Origin of the sequence: Aureispira sp. CCB-QB1, assembly GCF_000724545.1 — a bacterium.
Classification (GTDB): domain Bacteria; phylum Bacteroidota; class Bacteroidia; order Chitinophagales; family Saprospiraceae; genus Aureispira.
Map to the genome: position 1 here is coordinate 78,570 of NZ_JHBV01000022.1, position 20,312 is coordinate 98,881.

The 20,312-nt window shown below is 33.3% G+C and carries 19 protein-coding genes and 1 tRNA gene; 9 read left to right on the forward strand and 11 right to left on the reverse strand.

What is annotated here, in order from left to right; translation table 11 throughout:
* Positions 1-4 precede the first annotated feature (4 nt).
* From CG11_RS10465 to CG11_RS10475, 3 genes are read left to right on the forward strand one after another with little or no spacing between them, the layout of a single operon-like run.
* Positions 5-418, forward strand: coding sequence for a DUF6691 family protein (locus CG11_RS10465; protein ID WP_052595883.1), 414 nt, complete (start codon positions 5-7; stop codon positions 416-418).
* 2 nt (positions 419-420) lie between these two features.
* Positions 421-1,077 carry a Crp/Fnr family transcriptional regulator gene (locus CG11_RS10470; protein ID WP_052595885.1) on the forward strand — a complete coding sequence of 219 codons (657 nt, stop codon included), beginning with the start codon at positions 421-423 and terminating at the stop codon, positions 1,075-1,077.
* Between the two features lie 33 nt (positions 1,078-1,110).
* On the forward strand, positions 1,111-1,491 hold the full coding sequence (locus CG11_RS10475) for a DUF983 domain-containing protein (RefSeq protein ID WP_052595886.1): 381 nt from the start codon (positions 1,111-1,113) through the stop codon (positions 1,489-1,491).
* Positions 1,492-1,731: 240 nt separating this feature from the next.
* Here the strand turns inward: CG11_RS10475 and CG11_RS10480 are convergent, their stop codons facing one another.
* Complete coding sequence (locus CG11_RS10480) at positions 1,732-2,601, reverse strand: hypothetical protein (protein ID WP_052595889.1); 870 nt, start codon at positions 2,599-2,601, stop codon at positions 1,732-1,734.
* 250 nt (positions 2,602-2,851) lie between these two features.
* Here CG11_RS10480 and CG11_RS10485 point away from each other — a divergent pair, with 250 nt between their 5' ends.
* Together CG11_RS10485 and CG11_RS10490 are read left to right on the forward strand one after the other, a co-directional pair.
* Positions 2,852-3,286 (forward strand): hypothetical protein, encoded by a 435-nt coding sequence (locus tag CG11_RS10485; protein ID WP_052595891.1) that lies wholly within the window; start codon positions 2,852-2,854, stop codon positions 3,284-3,286.
* Positions 3,287-3,489: 203 nt separating this feature from the next.
* Positions 3,490-4,206 (forward strand): 3-ketoacyl-ACP reductase, encoded by a 717-nt coding sequence (locus tag CG11_RS10490; protein ID WP_052595892.1) that lies wholly within the window; start codon positions 3,490-3,492, stop codon positions 4,204-4,206.
* A gap of 98 nt (positions 4,207-4,304) precedes the next feature.
* Here CG11_RS10490 and CG11_RS10495 read toward each other — a convergent pair whose 3' ends face one another.
* The 3 genes from CG11_RS10495 to CG11_RS10505 form a co-directional block, all read right to left on the reverse strand.
* A complete protein-coding gene (locus tag CG11_RS10495) occupies positions 4,305-5,345 on the reverse strand; it encodes a VWA domain-containing protein (RefSeq protein ID WP_052595894.1) in 1,041 nt (346 codons plus the stop codon).
* 304 nt (positions 5,346-5,649) lie between these two features.
* A complete protein-coding gene (locus CG11_RS30370; protein WP_052595896.1) occupies positions 5,650-6,093 on the reverse strand; it encodes a hypothetical protein in 444 nt (147 codons plus the stop codon).
* Positions 6,090-6,473 carry a hypothetical protein gene (locus CG11_RS10505; RefSeq protein ID WP_156039736.1) on the reverse strand — a complete coding sequence of 128 codons (384 nt, stop codon included), beginning with the start codon at positions 6,471-6,473 and terminating at the stop codon, positions 6,090-6,092. The genes CG11_RS30370 and CG11_RS10505 overlap by 4 nt, the downstream gene beginning before the upstream one ends.
* A gap of 130 nt (positions 6,474-6,603) precedes the next feature.
* Between CG11_RS10505 and CG11_RS10510 the strand changes: the two genes are divergently transcribed.
* The 3 genes from CG11_RS10510 to CG11_RS10520 all read left to right on the forward strand — a co-directional run bounded on the left by CG11_RS10510 (position 6,604) and on the right by CG11_RS10520 (position 9,146).
* Positions 6,604-7,071: a hypothetical protein gene (locus CG11_RS10510; RefSeq protein ID WP_052595900.1), complete on the forward strand. Its 468-nt coding sequence runs from the start codon at positions 6,604-6,606 to the stop codon at positions 7,069-7,071.
* A 75-nt stretch (positions 7,072-7,146) separates the two neighbouring features.
* Complete coding sequence (locus CG11_RS10515) at positions 7,147-8,133, forward strand: DUF3137 domain-containing protein (RefSeq protein ID WP_052595903.1); 987 nt, start codon at positions 7,147-7,149, stop codon at positions 8,131-8,133.
* A 152-nt stretch (positions 8,134-8,285) separates the two neighbouring features.
* Entirely contained in the window at positions 8,286-9,146 is an 861-nt protein-coding gene (locus tag CG11_RS10520; RefSeq protein WP_052595905.1) for a YARHG domain-containing protein, read from the forward strand.
* Between the two features lie 177 nt (positions 9,147-9,323).
* Here CG11_RS10520 and CG11_RS10525 read toward each other — a convergent pair whose 3' ends face one another.
* Positions 9,324-10,196: a PD40 domain-containing protein gene (locus CG11_RS10525; RefSeq protein WP_052595908.1), complete on the reverse strand. Its 873-nt coding sequence runs from the start codon at positions 10,194-10,196 to the stop codon at positions 9,324-9,326.
* Positions 10,197-10,708: 512 nt separating this feature from the next.
* Positions 10,709-11,146 (reverse strand): hypothetical protein, encoded by a 438-nt coding sequence (locus CG11_RS10530; protein WP_052595910.1) that lies wholly within the window; start codon positions 11,144-11,146, stop codon positions 10,709-10,711.
* 232 nt (positions 11,147-11,378) lie between these two features.
* Here CG11_RS10530 and CG11_RS10535 point away from each other — a divergent pair, with 232 nt between their 5' ends.
* Positions 11,379-12,437 carry a LamG-like jellyroll fold domain-containing protein gene (locus CG11_RS10535; protein ID WP_052595912.1) on the forward strand — a complete coding sequence of 353 codons (1,059 nt, stop codon included), beginning with the start codon at positions 11,379-11,381 and terminating at the stop codon, positions 12,435-12,437.
* Positions 12,438-12,663: 226 nt separating this feature from the next.
* Here CG11_RS10535 and CG11_RS10540 read toward each other — a convergent pair whose 3' ends face one another.
* The 5 genes from CG11_RS10540 to CG11_RS10560 all read right to left on the reverse strand — a co-directional run bounded on the left by CG11_RS10540 (position 12,664) and on the right by CG11_RS10560 (position 19,425).
* Complete coding sequence (locus CG11_RS10540; RefSeq protein ID WP_052595914.1) at positions 12,664-12,891, reverse strand: Arm DNA-binding domain-containing protein; 228 nt, start codon at positions 12,889-12,891, stop codon at positions 12,664-12,666.
* Positions 12,892-13,081: 190 nt separating this feature from the next.
* Positions 13,082-13,165, reverse strand: a tRNA-Leu gene (locus tag CG11_RS10545).
* Between the two features lie 270 nt (positions 13,166-13,435).
* A complete protein-coding gene (locus CG11_RS10550) occupies positions 13,436-15,754 on the reverse strand; it encodes a type IA DNA topoisomerase (RefSeq protein ID WP_052595916.1) in 2,319 nt (772 codons plus the stop codon).
* 124 nt (positions 15,755-15,878) lie between these two features.
* Positions 15,879-17,156 carry a PIN-like domain-containing protein gene (locus CG11_RS10555; protein WP_156039737.1) on the reverse strand — a complete coding sequence of 426 codons (1,278 nt, stop codon included), beginning with the start codon at positions 17,154-17,156 and terminating at the stop codon, positions 15,879-15,881.
* Between the two features lie 79 nt (positions 17,157-17,235).
* Positions 17,236-19,425 (reverse strand): PAS domain S-box protein, encoded by a 2,190-nt coding sequence (locus CG11_RS10560; protein ID WP_052595920.1) that lies wholly within the window; start codon positions 19,423-19,425, stop codon positions 17,236-17,238.
* Positions 19,426-20,312: the final 887 nt, after the last annotated feature.

Genomic DNA, 20,312 nt, shown 5'->3' on the forward strand with positions numbered 1-20,312 from the left:
AACCATGAAAGGTTTAAAATATATTTTGGCAGGAATACTCTTTGGTATTGTTATGACAAAATCGGAGGCAATCTCTTGGTTTCGAATTCAAGAAATGTTTTTATTCCAATCTATCCATATGTACGGAATTATTGGTGTAGCAGTTGTGTTAGGAATTATACAGGTTGCTATTATAAAACGCAAACAATTAAAAGATATAAAAGGAGAGATCATTCAATTCTCTCCTAAACAAATGAGTATTCCTAGGTACCTTTTTGGAGGGATCATCTTTGGATTAGGTTGGGCAATGACTGGAGCTTGTCCTGGTCCCATGTATACACTTTTGGGGCATGGTTTTCCAATTATGATTGTTGTCATTGCCAGTGCTATTTTGGGTACCTTGACTTATGGTGCGCTGCGTTCTAAACTGCCACATTAACTATGGAACAACAAATATTACAAAATAGACTAAGGGCGGAACTTCCCATGATTCAAGACCGAAAATTATTGGATAAAATTGTGGAAGTTGGTCAAGTCATGCAACTCAAACCTGGTACTGTCATCTTAGATTATGGGCAACATATCCGACTTGTTCCCATTGTCTTAGATGGCATTATTAAGGTTACGCAAGAAGGGAAAGAAGGAGACATTCTGTTGTATTATTTAGCACATGGAAATACTTGTCCTACTGCTTTTACTTGCTGTATGATGGACAAAAAAAGCGACATAAAAGCTGTCGCAGAAGAAGATACTGAAATTCTAGCAATCCCTATTAAATACATTGACGAATGGTCTAGAGAACACATCGAATGGAAAAATTTTATTATGTATTCTTATAATATTCGTTTTAAAGAATTACTTTCGACTATTGATGCCATTGCATTCGGGCAATTGGATCAACGTTTGATGGATTATCTATCTAAAAAAATCGAATTAACACAAAAAAAAGAATTTCAGATTACCCACAAGCAAATTGCGCTCGATTTGAATACTACTAGAGAAGCAATTTCTAGATTATTAAAAAAGATGGAACAAATGGGTTTTGTAAGTTTGGGTCGCAATCGAATTACCGTCCATCACCTCAATCTTAAAAAATAATTTATTTAAAATATATCTAACATATTATCAATTATGTTTAAAAAAGGATCAAAATTATATAGTATCACCAATTTCAAATGCCCTAGTTGTCATGAAGGGGACTTATACAAAAGTTCGTTGGCATCTATGCAAGGAATTTATAATATGCATGACAGCTGTCCTAAATGCAACCAAGATTTTCAAAAAGAACCTGGATTTTATTGGGGAGCAATGTATATCGGTTATGGTTTAAGCTCTGGCTATATGTTAACAGCTATGGTACTTTGCCTTTTTGTATTTAACCTAACAGTTAACCAAAGCTTTGCAGCGGCGATTGCAGGAGGTGTATTGTTTGTACCTTTGATTGCTCGTTTAGCTAGAGCTATATGGATCAATATTTATGTAAAATACAAACCTTCTTCGGTAGAATCTTAGAGATCTCCTAAGGTACACACAGCGCATTTATTAATTCTACTATTTTAGTTTTCAACTAAAATACACAAGTATTTTGCCCTTTGTGATCATACCCAATACAACATTGAACAATATTTTTAACAGGGAATTTAGGCTGCGCCTAAATTCCCTGTTACTTATTTATTCTTACCTCTCTCCAATAAAATTGCCAGTCAATTCAGTAACTACCCCAAAAGGTCTCTTCTCCAAGAGACCAGCCATTTATTGCGTTTTTATTTGCTTATATCCAATAGAATCTTCTATCTTAAGTAACTCGGGTGAACTATATTTCTCTACAATAGTACTCCAAGACCCAGCGTCTCCTTGGTTCTGTATTTCAAAACACCTGCTAAAAGATAGTGGTGATAATGGAATATCTACAGTGCTATCTACTAAACTAATTTTAGTATGGTAATAAAATAGCCAAAAAATAGGGGTTAATTGAGGCGTATCAGATTGTGCTATATCGAGGGATAAGCCTCCTGCCCCACCATGAAATGACATATAAGTCAGAGAAAGCATAAAATATCGAACAATTGGTGTATCATGGCGCCATGTAGATAATGCAGTATGATTCAACTGAATACTTTCAAGACAATGATCATCCATTAGTTTTCGAAGTACACGTCTATACCAACCATTATAAGGTCCTTGCTTAGAACTTTCGTCTAACGCAGTATAGATTTCATCCATTAAAAGCCCTATTGTTTCCATAGAAGATTCATAGAAGCCATCTTCAGTCCATTGATGCATCGTTTCTAATATATCGTTGATATCGGTTACAGATGCCAGCGCCGCTCCTAACACTTGTACAAGTAAATCACTTTCTTCAGTATTCAAAGATTCTAAGCTAAAAAATTGGTTGCCTAATTTGCTAATAATAAAATCTACTTCTTGAGAAGATAATACTGCTTTTTCTAAATCCCAGATACTTGCCGTGGCGTCATTAAGACGAGCACGGATGAGCGGCAAATAACGCTTTTGAGCTGCCTCCAATAACTTAGGTTCGTTTTTTAGTAACTCTAATCCTTCTTTAAGGTTATTAACATCTTCTGACTCTAATAATTCAAATAATTGCTGCTGATTAGCCATTTTATTATGTTGTTTTTAAGAAAAAAATACATTACGCTTACCCTACATCCAATAAGTATCATAAATGAACAAAACTACATACACTTAGGGGACAAAATCATCAAGATAAATTAAATTGTTATGACAAATTTATTTTAGTACTCTGTAAAGTGAAGCATTTAACGTCCAAAGCATTCCTGCGGTTATTGGGGCAATAATCTCTAAATATACTACAAAAAATACAGCATTTAATATCAAAAATAAATTATCTATGAACAACAACCTCTCCGATGATAACGGAAATAGAATATCCAGATCAACAGGACAAAAAGCTAGAACTACAGACTTAATAATTTCAGAACATATTATACTTATTGGTAGCCTTATAGCACTCGCCATATTATATACTCAATATGGGATTCTTGCCATTTGGGAAGGAATTCAATTGATGATCACTCCCCTTTTATATACTATTCTTTGGAGAAGAAAATCCACTAAATTTGAATGGTCTACACAAACGATAACACTCCAATCTGGTGAAATGCTCATCCTTGCCCTCCTAGGGATTTTACAAAGCTTTTGCTTGGTATTAATGGCATTGGGCGAATGTAACCTTATCGGAGCAATAACAATTATTTATGGCGTAACTTGCTTATTTTATATTCTAAAAACTTTTTGGGTGTCCTATACTATAGACTGCCAATAAAATAAGCTTATGATTAAAAATATTTAATACCAAGTCCCCAAACCATGACGTTGTTGAGAACATACTATTTTTCCATGACCTAAAATTTTACATTGAATTATTAGATGGTTTGCCACTGTTCTAATTCCTGAATGATATCTTTGCACTCAAAGGGACTTGCTGCACCAAACAGCACATCATTATTAAAAATAAAATCAATCAAAATGGAAAAATTAACAGGGAAAAAAGCCATTATAACAGGAGGTAGTAGAGGTTTAGGAAAAGCAACAGCATTGGCATTAGCCAAAGAAGGAGTAGATGTTGCTGTCACAGGTAGAAATGAGGAAAAGCTAAAAGCAACCGTTGCAGAATTGAAAAAATTAGGCATCAATGCAACCTATGCGGTATTTGATGTTGGAAATTATGAGGCTGTCAAAAAAGGAATTGATCATTTAATCCAAAGTCTTGGTTCTATAGATATTCTAATTAATAATGCAGGAATAGCTGCTTTTGGTTCATTAAATGAAATGGCGGTCAGCGAGTGGACACAAATTATACAAACGAATTTAATGGGGATGTACTACGTAACCAAAGAAGTCTTGCCCCACTTAATTGACCAAAATGAAGGCGATATTATCAATGTTTCTTCAACCGCTGGACTAAATGGAAATGCAACGACCTCTGCATATTCTGCATCCAAATTTGCCGTTATAGGAATGTCTGAATCACTAATGAAAGAGGTGCGTAAAAATAACATTAGAGTTTGCACTTTAACTCCAAGTACAATTGCTTCCGATATGTCTCTAAATCTAGGTATAACAGATGGCAATGAAGAAAAAGTGTTGCAGCCAGAAGATTTTGCAGCATTAATTGTTGCGAGCTTACAACTTCCTAGACGAGCAATGCTTAAAGGAGCATCTTTGTGGTCTACGAATCCTTAAAAAATTCCTAGTTTATCATTATCTGTATTACTTTAGAGACCATTCAAAAATTTATCATTGACATTGTTTTTGAATGGTCTCTTTTTATCTTTGTTCACTTATTCGCTAACTATAGTTGTATTAAATAAAAACCTATATTCAACAGGATTTTCTAACAAGGCATCATTTGTATTATAATACAAATCATATACCGCTGCAACTGAATTAGAAAACCTCGTAAATACCTCTTCTAATTCTGTCAAGTCTTTGGGGAAAGAAAAATTTCCATTAACAGCAAGTCGTTCCAATACCGACTCATCTACACTATTTTGATTGCCCTCAAAACCAATTGTATAATGAGAAATTCCAGATGCATTTAAGGAATCAATAATCTCTAACTCATCTTGAAACTGCGGATCAAACTGAAAATTGCTCACTCCATCTGTAAATGTTAGGATTCCTGTTCCATCTGCCCCCGAATTATTTAACAATACAATAGCATCATTGATTGACTCATAAAGTGCTGTTTCACTTCTACCCTCTAATTGATAAGATCCAATGGAAGGGTCATTAAAAATTGAGTTATTATCAATGAACTGATTCAAGGTTGAAGCAATAGAAGTAAAACCTTGTACCACACTTCCTCTTGAAAATTTCACGATGGCAATTCTTGCATCTGGGTTAGAATTCAGTATGTCTGTAACCATCTTTTTGGCATTCGATTTTACGGCACTAATATTATTCCCTAACGAACTACTCACATCCAAGACTAGTACAATATCTAAGCTCTTAGACAAAGAAAATCGCATTTCATTTTCAACATCAACAATCCAACAATCTGCCTTTCTTTGACTAACCACATTATCAACAACATAAACTGTCTTTCCTTCTTTAAATGTAACGCCAGAATAGAGTAAATCAATTCGTCCATTCCCTAAAGGAACTATAGTCGGAACATTCGCAATATTTATTTTTGAAGAAGAAGCTGTCGGATCAATTGTCAGTGTTGGTCCCGCAGATGAAGTATTTAGGTATTTTGCAGAAAGCTTTGTGTCATGATCGGGCGTATCATTTTCACAAGGGTCAGTAGGTTCTGGGTCACATCCAGAAAAGGCCATCATAGTCAAAAAAAGACAAGAAACAATCATTGGATACTTCATAGGAGTTAATTTTATATAAGTTCATTTATATGAAATACAATTCTAATATACGAATTATTATTTCTACAAACAAAAAACGCACCACTTAACTCACTGACAATTAAAAGTTTCTAGATTTCTATATTTTAATGTGATTTGACACAATTCTCTCTCATTTTTCGAAGTTTGTTTTGGTAATTTTTAGCTACTAAAAATTGAAGTATGCGTTTCTATTTTTTACGGACATTATATAAAAATATTTTTCAGGTGTACCTAAGAATAAGTAACAGTTAGTACAAGTATGCCCCAGCAGCTATGATTTATCTTATAATGTCAGATGCTTTTTTGATTTATAATTATTCTCTACCAATTTTAAGCGCAACCTTGAAATACCTTTTAAAATTTCATTACGATTCTTTTTACTTTTTATCCATTGTGGAAGTCGACTAGCTAAGCTCCTATTTATATTGGGCATTCGTTCTCTTAGATCAGATTCAACATATCTTTCAATAAAGGCTAAATGCTCCAAGTTCATAGCCCAAAACGTATGACCACAACAAGGTGTTGTTAGGAAATCTTCTATTTCTACTGTTATTGGCGTAAGACTATACCAAGAGTCCATTGGTTTAAATTTTTTATTAAATCCACAATGAATACAAGCAATTTTTAAGTCTAAAAAATCGACAGGTTTGGAACATTTCAGGCAACTAACTATCCGATAGTCATAGAAGTGACTTAAAAGTTCTCCTTTATCTTCAAACTTTTTCATTGTTCCTTTACGATTAATTTATAGGTCATTTTATTCCATTTTGAACTCATGCCTTGCAAAAACATCAAATTTCCAAATTCATCCATATTATCTTCTCTACCTGAAATTTCTATCCATTTTTTATAGAATGATTCAAATTCTTCTTGATTATATTCGGGCAAATGAAATTCTGATAAATTCCAATACTTTTCAAACTCAACGCTTTTGAGTTCCAAAGAGTCTAGTTTTTCTATTCCGATATGCTTTAAAAGCAAATACAATTCTTTTTCATTATTCAAAATAATAGTCTGAAAATCAGAATAAAAACTAACAAAGCTTTCTATATTCTTAAAATTATTTAGGTCAAAATCGTTACTTGCTATAAAATTAAAATTCATCATATGTTCTAATTGCGGTTAGCAGTTCGTGTATATAATATAATACTGAGGTGCACCTCAATTTTGTATTTAGTTGGAATTTAAATTAATCTTTTTTTGTTAAAAAAGTACACTTTCTCTAAAACGAATTACGATGCATCAACCCATAAGAAAATTTAGATCTGATATAAGTATTTTTGTCCGTCCTTTGTTTATTTTTTTTATCCCCTTAGGACTATTTATGTTTGTGATGGGAATGGCTGGTGCTTATAAACATGGTTTTTCTAATCTTCCCGATTTATTATTTGTTTTATTTTTTCCGTGGATATGTTTCTTGATACTATGCTTACTTTTAGCCTTCATGAGAATGCTTTTTACTATAACAGTATTTCATAATGGTATAAAGTGTTACGATGCGGTTGGTTTTTATCATTTTGTAAAGTGGAATGAAATCACCAAAGTTTATCGTCAATCAGTAGAAGGCATACCTTACGTTTTTGTAGAAGCTAGAGAACTAAAGAGACCTTTAACAATCCCACTCTATTTAGAAGATATGGAAGACTTCGTAAACTTGATAAAGAAAAAGGATGTAATTGGCTTTTTAGCAGATGAACTTTACTAACATTACTTCCTTAAAACCACGCAGTAGCAACGAAGTTAAATTGTATTAGTTTGATTATTTGACACTTTATCTGAAATGAATATAAATCAGTTTAAAAAAAAACTTTATCCTCAATTAATAAAACTTGAAAAGTCACGAAGATATAGAAATATTCTTTATTCAACTTCTTATCTAATATATTTAATTCCAATATCTATTTTATTAGGAACTTTTCCTTTTGAAGAAGAGAAGAAAAGCTTTGTACCATTAATTGGAATGATATCATCGCTCATTCTTTTCTTTTTAATTGAACCATTCCTTTTATCTCCCCAAAAGAAAAGCTATAAGAAGAACTTTAATCAATTAATATTAGCAAAGTTTGTAACAACTTTATTTCCTGAATTAAGTTATTTTCCAGATAAATATTTTGATAAAAATACCTTTAAGTATAGTAAGTTATATAGAAATCGACATTGGATTCAATCAATAGGCTCTTTTGAAGGGCTAACTAAATCAAATCTAAAATTTAAATTTACTAAACTACGAAGTTCAGAGGCACTAGATAGAAAATTAAACTTACCTCCATTTAATGGTTTGTTTTATGTGTTAGAAATTCCCAATATATCTTTCCCATACATTTTAATTTTAGGCGCTAATAAGTCAGAGTTTTTAGATGATGAGCATTTTAAATTAAAACAAATTCCAATTGCTAGGATGAACGCATCTCTTAATAAGATGTGTACTATTTATAGTGAGGTAGAAAAAGATGCATATACAATTATTCAGATGAATTTTATCAAAGAATTAGAGCGGATTTATAAGGAATTGACTTCCTCATTTACAATCTGTTTTTATGATAATAAAATGTATATTGCCTTAGAAAAGCTTGATTTTTTTGAAGTCAAACTTAGAGCACCTTTAGTTAGTAATAGCTTAATTTCTAAGTTGTATAAAGACATATCTCAGTCTATAGACTTAATTAACAGTATTAGTAGACATTTCTTGAATTTTGATAATATCAATTTTAAGGGACTTTCAAAAAATAATGATGACGATTTACTTTATGATCATTTAATACTTTAATTAGAATACTAAAAAATTGATTTTAGAATATAGATGGGCGTCTTAACCGCTAAATTCATCTAAAAAATATGTCGCCCCACATAGCTAGTAATTCTTAAAAAGAATCCATCAAATTACCCAAAACTGCTAAATTAGAAAAACTCAAAAAATAAATGAAACTACTTTTCTGTCTTTCAATCCTATTGCTTCTATCTAGCTGTACACAACCGCAAGAAACAAATCCTCTGGCTAAAAAAGTAGAGTCCTTGACATTTTTTCAAGACCTCAACCAATATTTTACCTTAAAACCTTTACCCAATAATTTATTGGACTCTCTAAGAACTAGAAAAAAGTGGCAACAGTTTGGAGGCACTACAACTTACCCTATTTTGCCTAAAACAGGTAATCAATCAGGCTTTTTGTCCAGTGAATATGGAAATTGTAGCAATTTATTTTTAGTTCGTCAAAAACATGCTTCTGGTGGAGGTGGACATTATGATATCTTGTTTACACTCCACCCAGAAACAGGAGAGCTAATTGATCAAATCATTGTCGGGGAAGAAAGTTACCTAACCTCTTTAAGACACCAAACTATTTGGGTAGCTCCCTTAGACAATTATGTTTTTCATGTTTACGGAATGGACAAAATTGATAGTCTCACCGTAGATCAATGTTTGGAAATAAATAATGAGTTAGCTTGTCAGCATCCTATTTCTAGATATTTTTTTGTGGATGACAATTGGAATTTCCAGCCTATAAAAACACATAAAATTTCCAATGGAAGACGTTTCCCTTTCTTATCCAATCAATTCTTAGAAGCTTATGCGTTCAATAACTATGATAAAGAAACACTTCAGCTCATGTCTGCGGAAATTTATGCACAATATGGCTATACTTTCAAAGACTCTGAACTGCAAGCCTATTTCAATCAACAAAAATGGTATCATGCTCAAACGTTAGAAAATATCGAGGAATTGTTTTCTAGTTTTGAGCGACATAATTTGGAGCTGATTCAGTCTAGAATTTCTAACTAAAATTCAACACCTAAAAAAGAAGTTGTATTGACGTTGGGAATGACTTCATCCCTTCTTAAAAATCATTATTCAATTAAACAAAAAAACTCTAATCTATCCCTAGATTAAAGCTTTGTATCTTGAAAAAAATGCTAACATATAAAAATCAGGACTTAGGCAAACAGCTTTCATTCCTATTTATTTTAAATGCCAAGCATAAATATCATAACCACCTTTGCCTTCTTTTCGATCAGAAGCTAAATAACCATATTTTCCTCTTATTATAAATCCTTCTTCATTAGCTTCTGTGTTAAGCCCATCTAAAGCCATTACATTTTCCCATTTACCGTTCTTCTCTTTAGAAAAGTAAATATCATATCCCCCTTTACCAGTTTTTCTATCTGAAGAAAAATAGAGCATATTATCATCCGCTATAAATGGTGAAATTTCATTTTCTTCTGAATTAACATCTGGTCCAAGGTTAACAGGTGGCGACCATCTACCCTTCTCAAAAAAGGAAACATATAAATCCCATCCACCAAATCCTCCTGGCATATCAGAAGCAAAAAACATCATAGAACCATCTGATGTCAAATTAGGGTAAGCAACATTATAATAATCTTTCTTAGGAGCATTTTTATCATACATAATTACCCATGGCAATCTAGTCATCTCTTCCCACCCTTTTTCACCTCTTTTTGCTCTTAGTATAATAGACCCTCCATTTTTGCTCGGGCGTGCTGCTATAGCCATATCTGACTCTTTAGAAATAAAAAACTGTTTATTACCCAAATTATTTTTTAATCCATTGTCATAAGATTCAGGTATAGAATATAAATATTGATTCAAAGCCTTGTTTTTAACTGTTAATTTACTGATATAAATATCCTCTATATTTCTTTTTTGATTTGATGCAAAAATCAGATAAGCTCTTCCTTCCTGATCATAAAAGGCAGGAGCTTTTTCGTTTTTTTCCGTATTGACGGCTTTTAAGTTGGTAATTTCGTAGTTTTTTTGTGCATTCAAAGACTCCAATAATAATATTGCACTTAGTAAGATGAGTAGTTTCATGATAATAGATTAAAAGTTAATAAATAAGTCCATCAATTAGTGTTCATTGTTTGCAGCCAAAAGTTAAGCCCTAAGAACAGGAGCAAAATAGAACAAATAGTTTGAGGTTCTACACCAACTAACTTGCTTAAACTAACATTTCATATCTAGTAGCTTCGATAAAAAAGATTTACCCTTATTCTACATTCGTTTTTCACCAAATAGCAAGTAAAATATTCCTAATATACGCAAACAGATATATTATACATAATTCAAATTAGTTTTTAACCTATAAATTCATAATATACAACTGCATATATCCATTTAAAATACAAGTCGATTAGAGCAACCAAACGCGCCCCTCCTAACACTCAACAACAAACTGATTAACAACACGATAACTTAAACCAACCATAATATTACACATCAAAAAACATAAATTTTATTTCTTCTTCTAGTTTGAAAATATAATTCTCTTAAAAGTATCCCAGTGCGATTCTAGTTAAAAAAAAATTTAAACTTTAATAGAGCTTTCAATCTTTACACAGAGCACTTTTAAGATTTACACTTCCATTTTTATTATTTCTTACTATTTTAAAGACAGCAGAAGAAGAAGTGTAACAAATTTCACTATATTTTAAAGGTTGTGGACAATTACACATTTCACTGTACCAAATTTTAGGAGACCTAGAACTTAAATTTATTTCAACAACTTTTTGATCTTTATTGTAGAAAAACCATAGATTTCCTATTGATGCACCAGCAAAACCATAACTATCAGAGTAAGCCCAATACAATTCATCCCATTCAAAGGGCGTTAGCTCTTTTATAACTATAGTTTGATTTTCTTTTAAAGCAACCTCTAAATTTGAAATAAATTGCTTTTTCAATATTTCGAAATAGACTATTCTACCAATAAAAACGATGACAGGTAATAAAATGATTATGGCAGTAAACTTTTTAGGTTTCATTTGACTTAGGTTTTCTCATAAATTATTTGGATTTTATTTGTAGAACCAATTTAGTATTAGGTTTTTAAATTTACTGTTCTATTTTCTTTTTTCTCCTAAGAATAAGGGTTTTATGGAAATCCTATTTAGTGCTTTAGTTTATGAGGTTGTAAAGATTTTGTTTACACTTCATAAATTTGACTTGCACTGAAGTATTTAATATGTTATATTAGGACAATTAAAACAATACTTTATGAAACAATTATTCTATACTACCCTTATCCTTTTTCAGTTTCTAGGATACCAATATACACAAGCTCAAGTCACGAATGGTTTAATCGCTCATTATCCATTTGATGGAAATGCGGATGATATAATAAGTACTATTAATGGAACTGTTAATAATGCTACATTAACAACTGATCGTTGGGGGAATCCTAATAGTGCTTATCATTTTGTAAATGGGAGTACAAACTCTTTCATTGGTCTAGGAGATAATTTTAATTCTGTCATTGTCGGAAATAATAAACAGTTTAGTATCTCTCTTTGGTTTAAAAAAGATTTTATAAATCAAGGAATGACATTTATTAGTAAGGTAGGATCTAATTGGTGTAATGAAAATAAACATCAACTAGATTTTAGTATACAAAATTCTGGACTTATAAGCTTTAACTATTATGACGCTAGTTCTGGGGTTTTGGCAAGTGTCGCTGCTACATACGAACGACCCGATACCTTAGTAACAGATACCGCTTGGCATCATCTTGTTGCTACCTATGATGGGACTATTTCTTCTGGACAAAAAAGAGTAGTCTTTTACCTAGATAATCAAATACTTAGTTCTCAAATAAGTAATAATGGTCTCTTTACACCTTACATAACAACGAATAATGCTCATATGGGAATTGGGCATTCTTTAAATAGTCAAGGTGTGCCTTGTGGGAGTGACACCTATGGAACTGATGGAAAAATAGATGATATTCGGATTTATAATAGGGTTCTAAATCCTACAGAAGTAGATAGCTTATGCCCTAGCCAATTAACCGCTATCTTTTCTCCTCAATTAACACAAAACTCAATACAAGTATATCCTAATCCTGTAGAAAAAAACCTCAACATTAAAATTGATTATAATATAACGACAGCTTCTTTAATCAAAATCATTAATCCTCAAGGTCAAACATTAGCTTCTTATAACAATATAAATGATAGTTTTTTATTAGATTTTGAATCATTCTCTCAGGGGATTTATTTCGTGCAATTATGGGATGGAAAAGCTCTAATAGGTACACAAAAAATCCTTAAACAATAACATTAAACCACTTGATAATGATTTAGTTTTCATAAACAATCAAAGTACACAAAAAATCATAATGAAAGCTAACTGCATTATATAAACAATACATATACAATTATACACATTTAAACCAAAAATGAGCAAACCTCAAAAAAGGAAGCTCACTCCATCATAAATCATTTACAGTTTGCCATTCTTAGTCTACCAACAGACATTATCATCCAAAGCATTGTTCATGATCTTATTCGAGAGATGCAAAATAAACCGTCACCGTTTCGATTTCCAACTGTTGAAGAATTGACTTCAAAATTACCTGGTTTAATTTTTTACTCCACTGAAAGGGAGTAACGTAAATATTTGTTGAGAAATAGTTGCATTTGCCTTTAGAGTAGGCTCTAATTTGAATTAATCCTGTTCCGTTTTTACGGAGTTTGTTTTTGTAGTTATAAACTACTGAAAATTGAATCATGAGTTTCCCTTTTTTTAGAAAGTTACATAAAAAACAATCTAAACGGGGAACAAACGGAGAACAAAAAGCCGTGTAGAAGAATGTAGAAGAAGCAAATACCCCAAAAGTAAAAAAGTAGCAAAAAGTGGTTCAAACAGCGATGAAACCTAACTTTTTACTACTTTCTGGTAGCAATGTAAAGCACCTTGAGTGCCCCGAGGGGGAATCGAACCCCCACTCCCTTGCGGGAACTGGATTTTGAATCCAGCGCGTCTACCAGTTCCGCCATCAGGGCTTTTTGGTGTTGTGCTCCTTCGTAGAAGCGATTGCAAATATACGGCACTTTTTTAATTCTGCAAACTTTTGAGCTTATTTTTCAATATTTTTTTAAAGTTTTTTAATACCCCTTTCCAAGTAAACCACCATAACAACTGACTATCAAAGCCTTATTAAAAAAATATTTTTTATGTTTTTTTTATAAAAAGTTTAATCAGCAATAATACTTTGATAAAACAATTGATACAGCACAAGCAACTTATTTTAAGTTGTCCTTTCAAGTAATTGTTTACCCTTTTAATATTTCCAACACCAATTCCTTGGTCATCTTCCTACCTGCTGCCTGCTTTCGAATTTCCTCAAACTCGAAACGAAAGTCACAACCAGCTTTCCAGTCACTACAACCATAAGCTTTTTGTCCCTTTAAAACCGTTCCTTTTCCGCACTTTGGACATAGAATTGCATCAGATTGAGAAGTATTTTTGTTAGGTTTTGGAACAGCTGCTTCCAACTTCAAATTGAAATTATCATCAAAAACAAGCACCCCATCAACTTTCTCTGTATCCTTCTTAAAACCTTTCAATTTGACAGTTGAACCTTTTGAAACTAAGCGAACCAGTTGTTTTTCTGATAACTTCTTTTTTAAGAACTCAAAAGGAAGTCGAAAGGTACAACCCGTTTTCCAGTCACTACAACCATAACTCGTTTTTCCTTTCAGCAAAGTTCCCTTTTTGCATTTAGGACAAGTTTGTTCTAAAATGCCTACCGATTTAGTAGCTTTTTTAGTGGTAGATGTAGGCTTGGGTACGCTTACTTTGCTAGTTTTGGAAGGCGCCGATAAACGACGAACGTAGCGAGCAGCCTTCACTTCGGCTACCAATTGATGCACCATACGCTTCATGTCATAAATAAACTTCGCTGCATTATATTCACCATCCTCAATTTCTTTCAATTGCTTTTCCCATTGTCCTGTCAATTCTGCTGATTTAAGCAATTCATTTTGGATAATTTCAATCAATTGCAATCCAACTTCTGTAGGAACCAACAATTTTTTTTTGCGTTGAATGTATTTTCGCTTGAATAAGGTCTCTATAATTGCTGCCCTTGTCGAAGGACGACCAATCCCATTTGCCTTTAGTACTTCTCGAAGTTTATCATCGTCCACTTGCTTGCCTGCTGTTTCCATCGCACGCAACAGGCTTGCTTCCGTATACATTTTAGGAGGTTGTGTTTGCTTCTCAACAAAAGAAGGCACATGAGGTCCTGTCTCTCCTTTTACAAAAGTAGGCAAAGTTTTATCCTCATCCGATTTCTTTTTACTTCGTACAGCCTTTAAAACAACTCGCCACCCTTCTTCTAAGATTTCTTTTCCAGTAGCTTTAAACTTCACTTGTTCTACTTCTCCCAAAACAGTAGTATTGGCTACCAAACAATCTGGGTAGAATGCTGCAATAAAATGACGAGTAATAATATCATAAACTTGCTGTTCTCCCTGTCCCAAACCTTTTTGATAACCTGTTGGAATAATAGCATGGTGATCGGTCACTTTATTGTCATTGAACACTTTTTTTGATTTACGAATTTTTTTGCCTAGCAATGGTTGAGTATAAGTGTTATAATGACTTAACTTCTGCAAAATACCTGCAACTTTAGGATAAACATCATTCGGCAGAAAAGTTGTATCAACCCTTGGGTAGGTCACCAACTTCTGTTCATAAAGTTTTTGTACAATTTTGAGTGTATGGTCAGCCGAAAATCCAAATTTATTATTACAATAAACCTGTAAGCTGGTTAAATCAAACAATTTTGGGGGTAACTCTTTTCCATTTTTCTTGGTCACTTTGGTGACCTCAAAAGGCTTCCCTTCCACCTTTTTAAACAAAGCTTCTCCATCTTCTTTTTTAAAGAACTTTCCCTCTGTACAGCTAAATGTTGTTTCTCTATACAGCGTTTGCAATTCCCAGTAAGGCTCAGGCTTAAAATTTTGGATTTCTAAATGCCGTTTAACCAGCATAGCCAGTGTTGGTGTCTGTACTCGTCCAATCGACAAGACTTGTTTGTACCCACCATAACGCAGTGTAAACAAACGCGTCGCATTCATACCCAACAGCCAATCTCCTATTGCACGTGAACTGCCCGCATAATATAAATTATCATAATTGGATGCATCTTTTAGGTCTTTAAAACCATCTCTAATTGCCTCTGGGGTTAAGGAAGAAATCCATAAACGGAGCACCTTGCCTTGGTATTGGGCTTCTTTGATAACCCAACGTTGAATCAACTCCCCTTCTTGTCCAGCATCACCACAATTAATTACCACAGAAGCTTTTTTAAATAAGTCTTTGATAATCTTAAATTGCTTTTGTACCCCTCCATTGTCCATTAATCGAGTTTCAAATCGTTCAGGCAACATTGGAAGGTTTTCCAAGTTCCACTGTTTCCATTTAGCATCATAATCATCTGGCGCATACAGCGTACAAAAATGCCCAAAGGTCCAAGTTACTGCATATCCATTTCCTTCATAATAGCCCTCTTTTTTATCTTTAGCACCTATAATAGCTGCGATCTCTCTAGCAACACTCGGTTTTTCAGCAATACAAACTTTCATTTATTAATTTTCTATTTATTAGTAGTTAGCTCGGCTTCTATAGTGTCCTTTCAACAAACTATTCTTGACAAAACTACCTACTTCTAATACTTCTTCAAGTGGTCAAAATTACAAAAAACTACTACTATTCATAAATCAAATCCAACGTCATTTCCAAAGCTTCCAATTGGTTATAAATCCGATACCTAGACAACTCTAAATCAATCAATAGATGATAATGTTCTAATAACTCTATTTTTAACTCCCAATAAGTTTCTAAACTATACTCCTCTGCCAAGTCCTCTATCAAGGTCTCCCAAAATGCTAAAGGTTCATCTACTTTTTTTCTATTAGGATACAACTCTTCCAATAATCCCTGCAATTGCGTCACCGTTAGCCAGTTGGTGTCGGTTGCCAACACATCTGCCTCTACATCCTCCCATATTTCGTTGGGTGTGACCAAATGTTCGCATGGCATTTCTAATACACTAGAAAAAATAGCCTCAGCATGCAATACGTAGAAGACATTGCCTGTATTGTGGTAAAAGTTCTCTAAGTAATGAATGTAAGCCCGCTTGTCCCAGTCTACCCAATCTCGTTTAGTAACATCATTGGTCAAGAATATAATTGGCAATTGAGGTTGGTTGATTGCCGTCCATTTTAGCATTTCATGATAAATACAATAATCACCATAAGGGGATTCAGGTTTTTGAATAAGATCTCCTATTCCTGGAAAGACTTTATTAGGATTTTGATATAAATAAGCATCCACTTTGTGCTCAAAATTCTTTTGATCAACTTGATCAATTACTTGCTTTAAAACGTCAAATTCAGCTTTCAGAAACTTAAACTCTTGTTTTTGTAGAGGCTCTAAATGGTTGAATTTTGGTAGCAAATTTTCTAAATCGTACCGACGTAATTGTTTTTTGCAACGTGCCGTACGTTCTTTGGAGAATACGTTCAGTAGATTCAATATATTACTACTATTTGCATAAGCCCTCTCCAAATCCTTCTTAAACTCAGGATAAGCTTCTAATACATCTTCATTCTCCTCCAAATAATCTCTTAATTGTTGTTCAACCTTTTGTTGATGCTTGCTCGGTTGATTTAAGTAGAGTTGTCGACTATAGTTTTGACGCACTTTTTTGAGGTGCTTTTTGTGTTCTCGCGCAACTTGGTTGGGGATGTAAATTTGTCCTTGATGGTCTTCTAAAAAGGCGTACAATGCCTTTCGAGCAGCTAGGGGCATTTGATAATAACCTAACAAGACGTTGGTATCCAAAAAAACTGCAAACTCCTTTTTTAATTGTTGTGCCTTCTCAAAATGTGTCCGATATAAGTCAATAGCTTTCTCTTGGACTATTTTATCTTCTTTGTTTAATTGAGTTCCATAACTAAACTCATTTCCAATCTTCTTCTCCATTTTATTTTTTAACATGCGCTCAAGAATCACAACTGGTTATTTTTGAGTAATAACGGCTTAGTTGGGCAAAGGAAAAGCATTAAACCTGAAAAACTTCCTGAAACAATAATTCGTAATGCGTTCCTTTTTCGGTTTTTAAATGTCGAATGGATCCTTTTAACTGAATGGCTAATCTTCTTACCAACATAAGCCCTAAAGATTTTGTTGTTTCTAAAATATCTTTACTAAAACAACCAATTCCATCATCACCAATTTCTAATCTAAAATTTGGATACTCTAAGCAGCTTAGTTTTACGCAAATACTTCCTTTTTGTTCGTTTGGAAAAGCATATTTTAAAGCATTTGTAACTAATTCATTCACTATCAAACCTAAAGGAATCGCAGTATCTACATTTAAAGAAATATTAGGTGTTTCCAGTTCGAGTCCAATAGGGCTTTCAGTTCCTTTCATTGCCAAAATTAACCCTTCTACCAATCGTTTCAAATAAGAACCATAATTAATCTTAGAAATATCATCGGATTGATACAACATTTCGTGAACCATTCCCATAGCATTAATTCGGTATTGACTGTTCCTAAAAATCTCCTTGACAGCTTCATTCTCGATAAAACTTGACTGCAAACTCAACAAGCTAGTGATAACTTGCATATTATTTTTGACTCGATGGTGAATTTCTTTTAGCAACACCTCTTTTTCTAGTAAAGATTCTTTGAGTCTTTCAGCAGCATTTTTGCGTTTTGTAATGTCACTAATAAAACCAATAAAATATTGAGCCCCTTTTAAGGTCATTTCCGACAATGCCATTGTAATAGAAAATTCTTTTCCATTTTTATGAACAGCACAAACCTCCAAGGCTTGATTTAAAGTAATTCCACTGCCGTTTCTTTTATAACTATTCACAAATGCTTTATATTTCGAATAATTCCTTTCTGGACCAATCAATTTATACAGCAATTGCCCTATGGCTTCTTCTTTTGTCCATCCAAAGATATCAACTGCTTTGGGATTCCACTCTACGATGGTTCCATCTATTTTTAAAATAACAATAGCATCGGGTGCATATTTAAAGATGGTACGCACCTGTTCTTCCTTGTCCTTTAAAGCAGCACTAGCAACTTTATCTTTTGTAATATCAGCAACATAGCCATACCACAATGTAGATCCATCTGGCATTTGAACAGGGGTAGAAGTTCCTCGCATCCATCGCACGCCTTTGCCTGGTATAATCAACCGATAATCTAAGTTCCAATTTTTCAACGTTTCGCGTGACCGAACCCCTTCTTCTCGAAACAATTCAATGTCTTCTTCGGGCATGTGTTCAAAATATTTCGTTCCATCTTCCATCAATTCTTGAGCAGTAATACCATGTGTTTTGTACACACTACTACTCACAAAAGGAAAACAATACGTGCCATCTGGAAATAGTTGAAACTGATAAATCACACCTGGAACCTGTTCGGCATGTCGCAAGAACATTTCACTTTGTTCTTTAGCAGCCAAGTAAGCTTGAATGCTTTTTTTATTAACTAATTGTTGTAATATAATTTGAGAATACCAAGTTCCCTCCCAATACATAGATACAATCCTAAAATCACATTTTAGGTAGGTTCCATCTTTTTTTAATACTCGAATATCTGGAATGATGACAACCGACTCAGAAGTTCGCTCTCCTTCTGTTAAATTTAACAACGTAATATCTTTGGGATGAATTAATGTTACCAAAGGTTCCTTTCCGATTAACTCATCTTCGTCCCAATACCCTAACTGAAATAAAAAAGCAGAATTGACTTGCTTTATAGCTTTAAAATCGTGAATTAAAATTGCTTCTGGGCTGTTGTAAAACAACGCAGCGTATTCTATTTCTTTTCGCTCTAATTCTAGCTTAGTGGCTGCGTGTTGAGCAGCTAGGATCATTTGCCGTTCTACTAAGATGGGCAATAATTCTAATTCATCCGCAAGGATGCAATCACGGGCTCCTGCCTTTATCCACTCCAATTTAGCTTGCTTTGTAATTGCACCAACAACAAGACAAGGTATCCCTGTCAATTGCCTTTTTAAAACCTCCCCAATAACAGACGCATAACATTCAGACAATGGTAACTGAACGATTACAACATCAAACTTTTCATTCTCTACAGCGTCCTTAAAAGTTGATACTGTCTTGGCGAAAGTTGAGATTACGTTGTATTCACTTTCCAGCAATGCCATCCCCTTTGCTGTAGTAGAATCCGCTTCCTTGACCCATAAAATTTTTAAAGGGAGTTTCATTCTTAATTATTTAGAATTGTCTAGTATCTTATTTTAGTCACTATTCGAGATAGTTAAGTAATTCACGAAATTAAACCATACAATAAAGTGAGCTACTTATTACCAATTATCATCTATTGATTGAGTTTTTTCCTGCTACACAATACCATTCAACGCTTCCATATATTCCTTAGAGTATGGAATTAAAGTGGGGGCTACTTTTTATCTTTTTGTTCATACGCTTGCCAAATTAGCTTGAACCAATAACACAAAGGTACTGTTCATAAACATAACAGGCTATCGTAAAGTCGTACCATAAACAATTAACAGGCTATTATTTTCAATACCATCCCCATTTTAAAACAACTTTTTAGAAAAAGGGTTATAGACCTTCTTCAATCGATTTATAAATACATACCTTTGTACTTTGACTATAAGTTTAAACTTCGTTGATTATTATTCGCTACGTTCATGAGAGCGCAAGCTGGGTTTGTTACTCCTTACGGTCGTGAGCTCGCTATGCTCGGTTCGCTGCTACTATGTGGTTTCAACGCAGTAATATAAGTTTATACACGCTAGTAATTAAAGTCAATGTGTAATAGTTCGCTAAAACCATATGCTTAGTACTAACGTTAAACCATATTAGAGATTGACCTTGCTCCTATTGAGATAACATTAATGCCTTACGAGTTTTTTATGTTTTTTGTAATAGAACAAGGAATAAGATAATTAGCAGATTACTCTATACATTGCCTTATTTAGAAGGAATATCTAGAATAAATAGTAAGTAATCTTGCCATAAATTTTAGTACTAACAACACAAAAGCAAAGTAATAGCGAGCTATCAAGAAGCTTTTAAAGTAGTTCATCGCAAAATTTAGCTGTCAACAGATTATTATTTGTTTAAA

Bases quoted from the DNA above. Each gene is read 5' to 3' on its own strand.
- CG11_RS10465 (WP_052595883.1), top strand. From the start codon at position 5: ATGAAAGGTTTAAAATATATTTTGGCAGGAATACTCTTTGGTATTGTT.
- CG11_RS10470 (WP_052595885.1), top strand. From the start codon at position 421: ATGGAACAACAAATATTACAAAATAGACTAAGGGCGGAACTTCCCATG.
- CG11_RS10475 (WP_052595886.1), top strand. From the start codon at position 1,111: ATGTTTAAAAAAGGATCAAAATTATATAGTATCACCAATTTCAAATGC.
- CG11_RS10480 (WP_052595889.1), bottom strand. From the start codon at position 2,601: ATGGCTAATCAGCAGCAATTATTTGAATTATTAGAGTCAGAAGATGTT.
- CG11_RS10485 (WP_052595891.1), top strand. From the start codon at position 2,852: ATGAACAACAACCTCTCCGATGATAACGGAAATAGAATATCCAGATCA.
- CG11_RS10490 (WP_052595892.1), top strand. From the start codon at position 3,490: ATGGAAAAATTAACAGGGAAAAAAGCCATTATAACAGGAGGTAGTAGA.
- CG11_RS10495 (WP_052595894.1), bottom strand. From the start codon at position 5,345: ATGAAGTATCCAATGATTGTTTCTTGTCTTTTTTTGACTATGATGGCC.
- CG11_RS30370 (WP_052595896.1), bottom strand. From the start codon at position 6,093: ATGAAAAAGTTTGAAGATAAAGGAGAACTTTTAAGTCACTTCTATGAC.
- CG11_RS10505 (WP_156039736.1), bottom strand. From the start codon at position 6,473: ATGATGAATTTTAATTTTATAGCAAGTAACGATTTTGACCTAAATAAT.
- CG11_RS10510 (WP_052595900.1), top strand. From the start codon at position 6,604: ATGCATCAACCCATAAGAAAATTTAGATCTGATATAAGTATTTTTGTC.
- CG11_RS10515 (WP_052595903.1), top strand. From the start codon at position 7,147: ATGAATATAAATCAGTTTAAAAAAAAACTTTATCCTCAATTAATAAAA.
- CG11_RS10520 (WP_052595905.1), top strand. From the start codon at position 8,286: ATGAAACTACTTTTCTGTCTTTCAATCCTATTGCTTCTATCTAGCTGT.
- CG11_RS10525 (WP_052595908.1), bottom strand. From the start codon at position 10,196: ATGAAACTACTCATCTTACTAAGTGCAATATTATTATTGGAGTCTTTG.
- CG11_RS10530 (WP_052595910.1), bottom strand. From the start codon at position 11,146: ATGAAACCTAAAAAGTTTACTGCCATAATCATTTTATTACCTGTCATC.
- CG11_RS10535 (WP_052595912.1), top strand. From the start codon at position 11,379: ATGAAACAATTATTCTATACTACCCTTATCCTTTTTCAGTTTCTAGGA.
- CG11_RS10540 (WP_052595914.1), bottom strand. From the start codon at position 12,891: ATGATTCAATTTTCAGTAGTTTATAACTACAAAAACAAACTCCGTAAA.
- CG11_RS10550 (WP_052595916.1), bottom strand. From the start codon at position 15,754: ATGAAAGTTTGTATTGCTGAAAAACCGAGTGTTGCTAGAGAGATCGCA.
- CG11_RS10555 (WP_156039737.1), bottom strand. From the start codon at position 17,156: ATGGAGAAGAAGATTGGAAATGAGTTTAGTTATGGAACTCAATTAAAC.
- CG11_RS10560 (WP_052595920.1), bottom strand. From the start codon at position 19,425: ATGAAACTCCCTTTAAAAATTTTATGGGTCAAGGAAGCGGATTCTACT.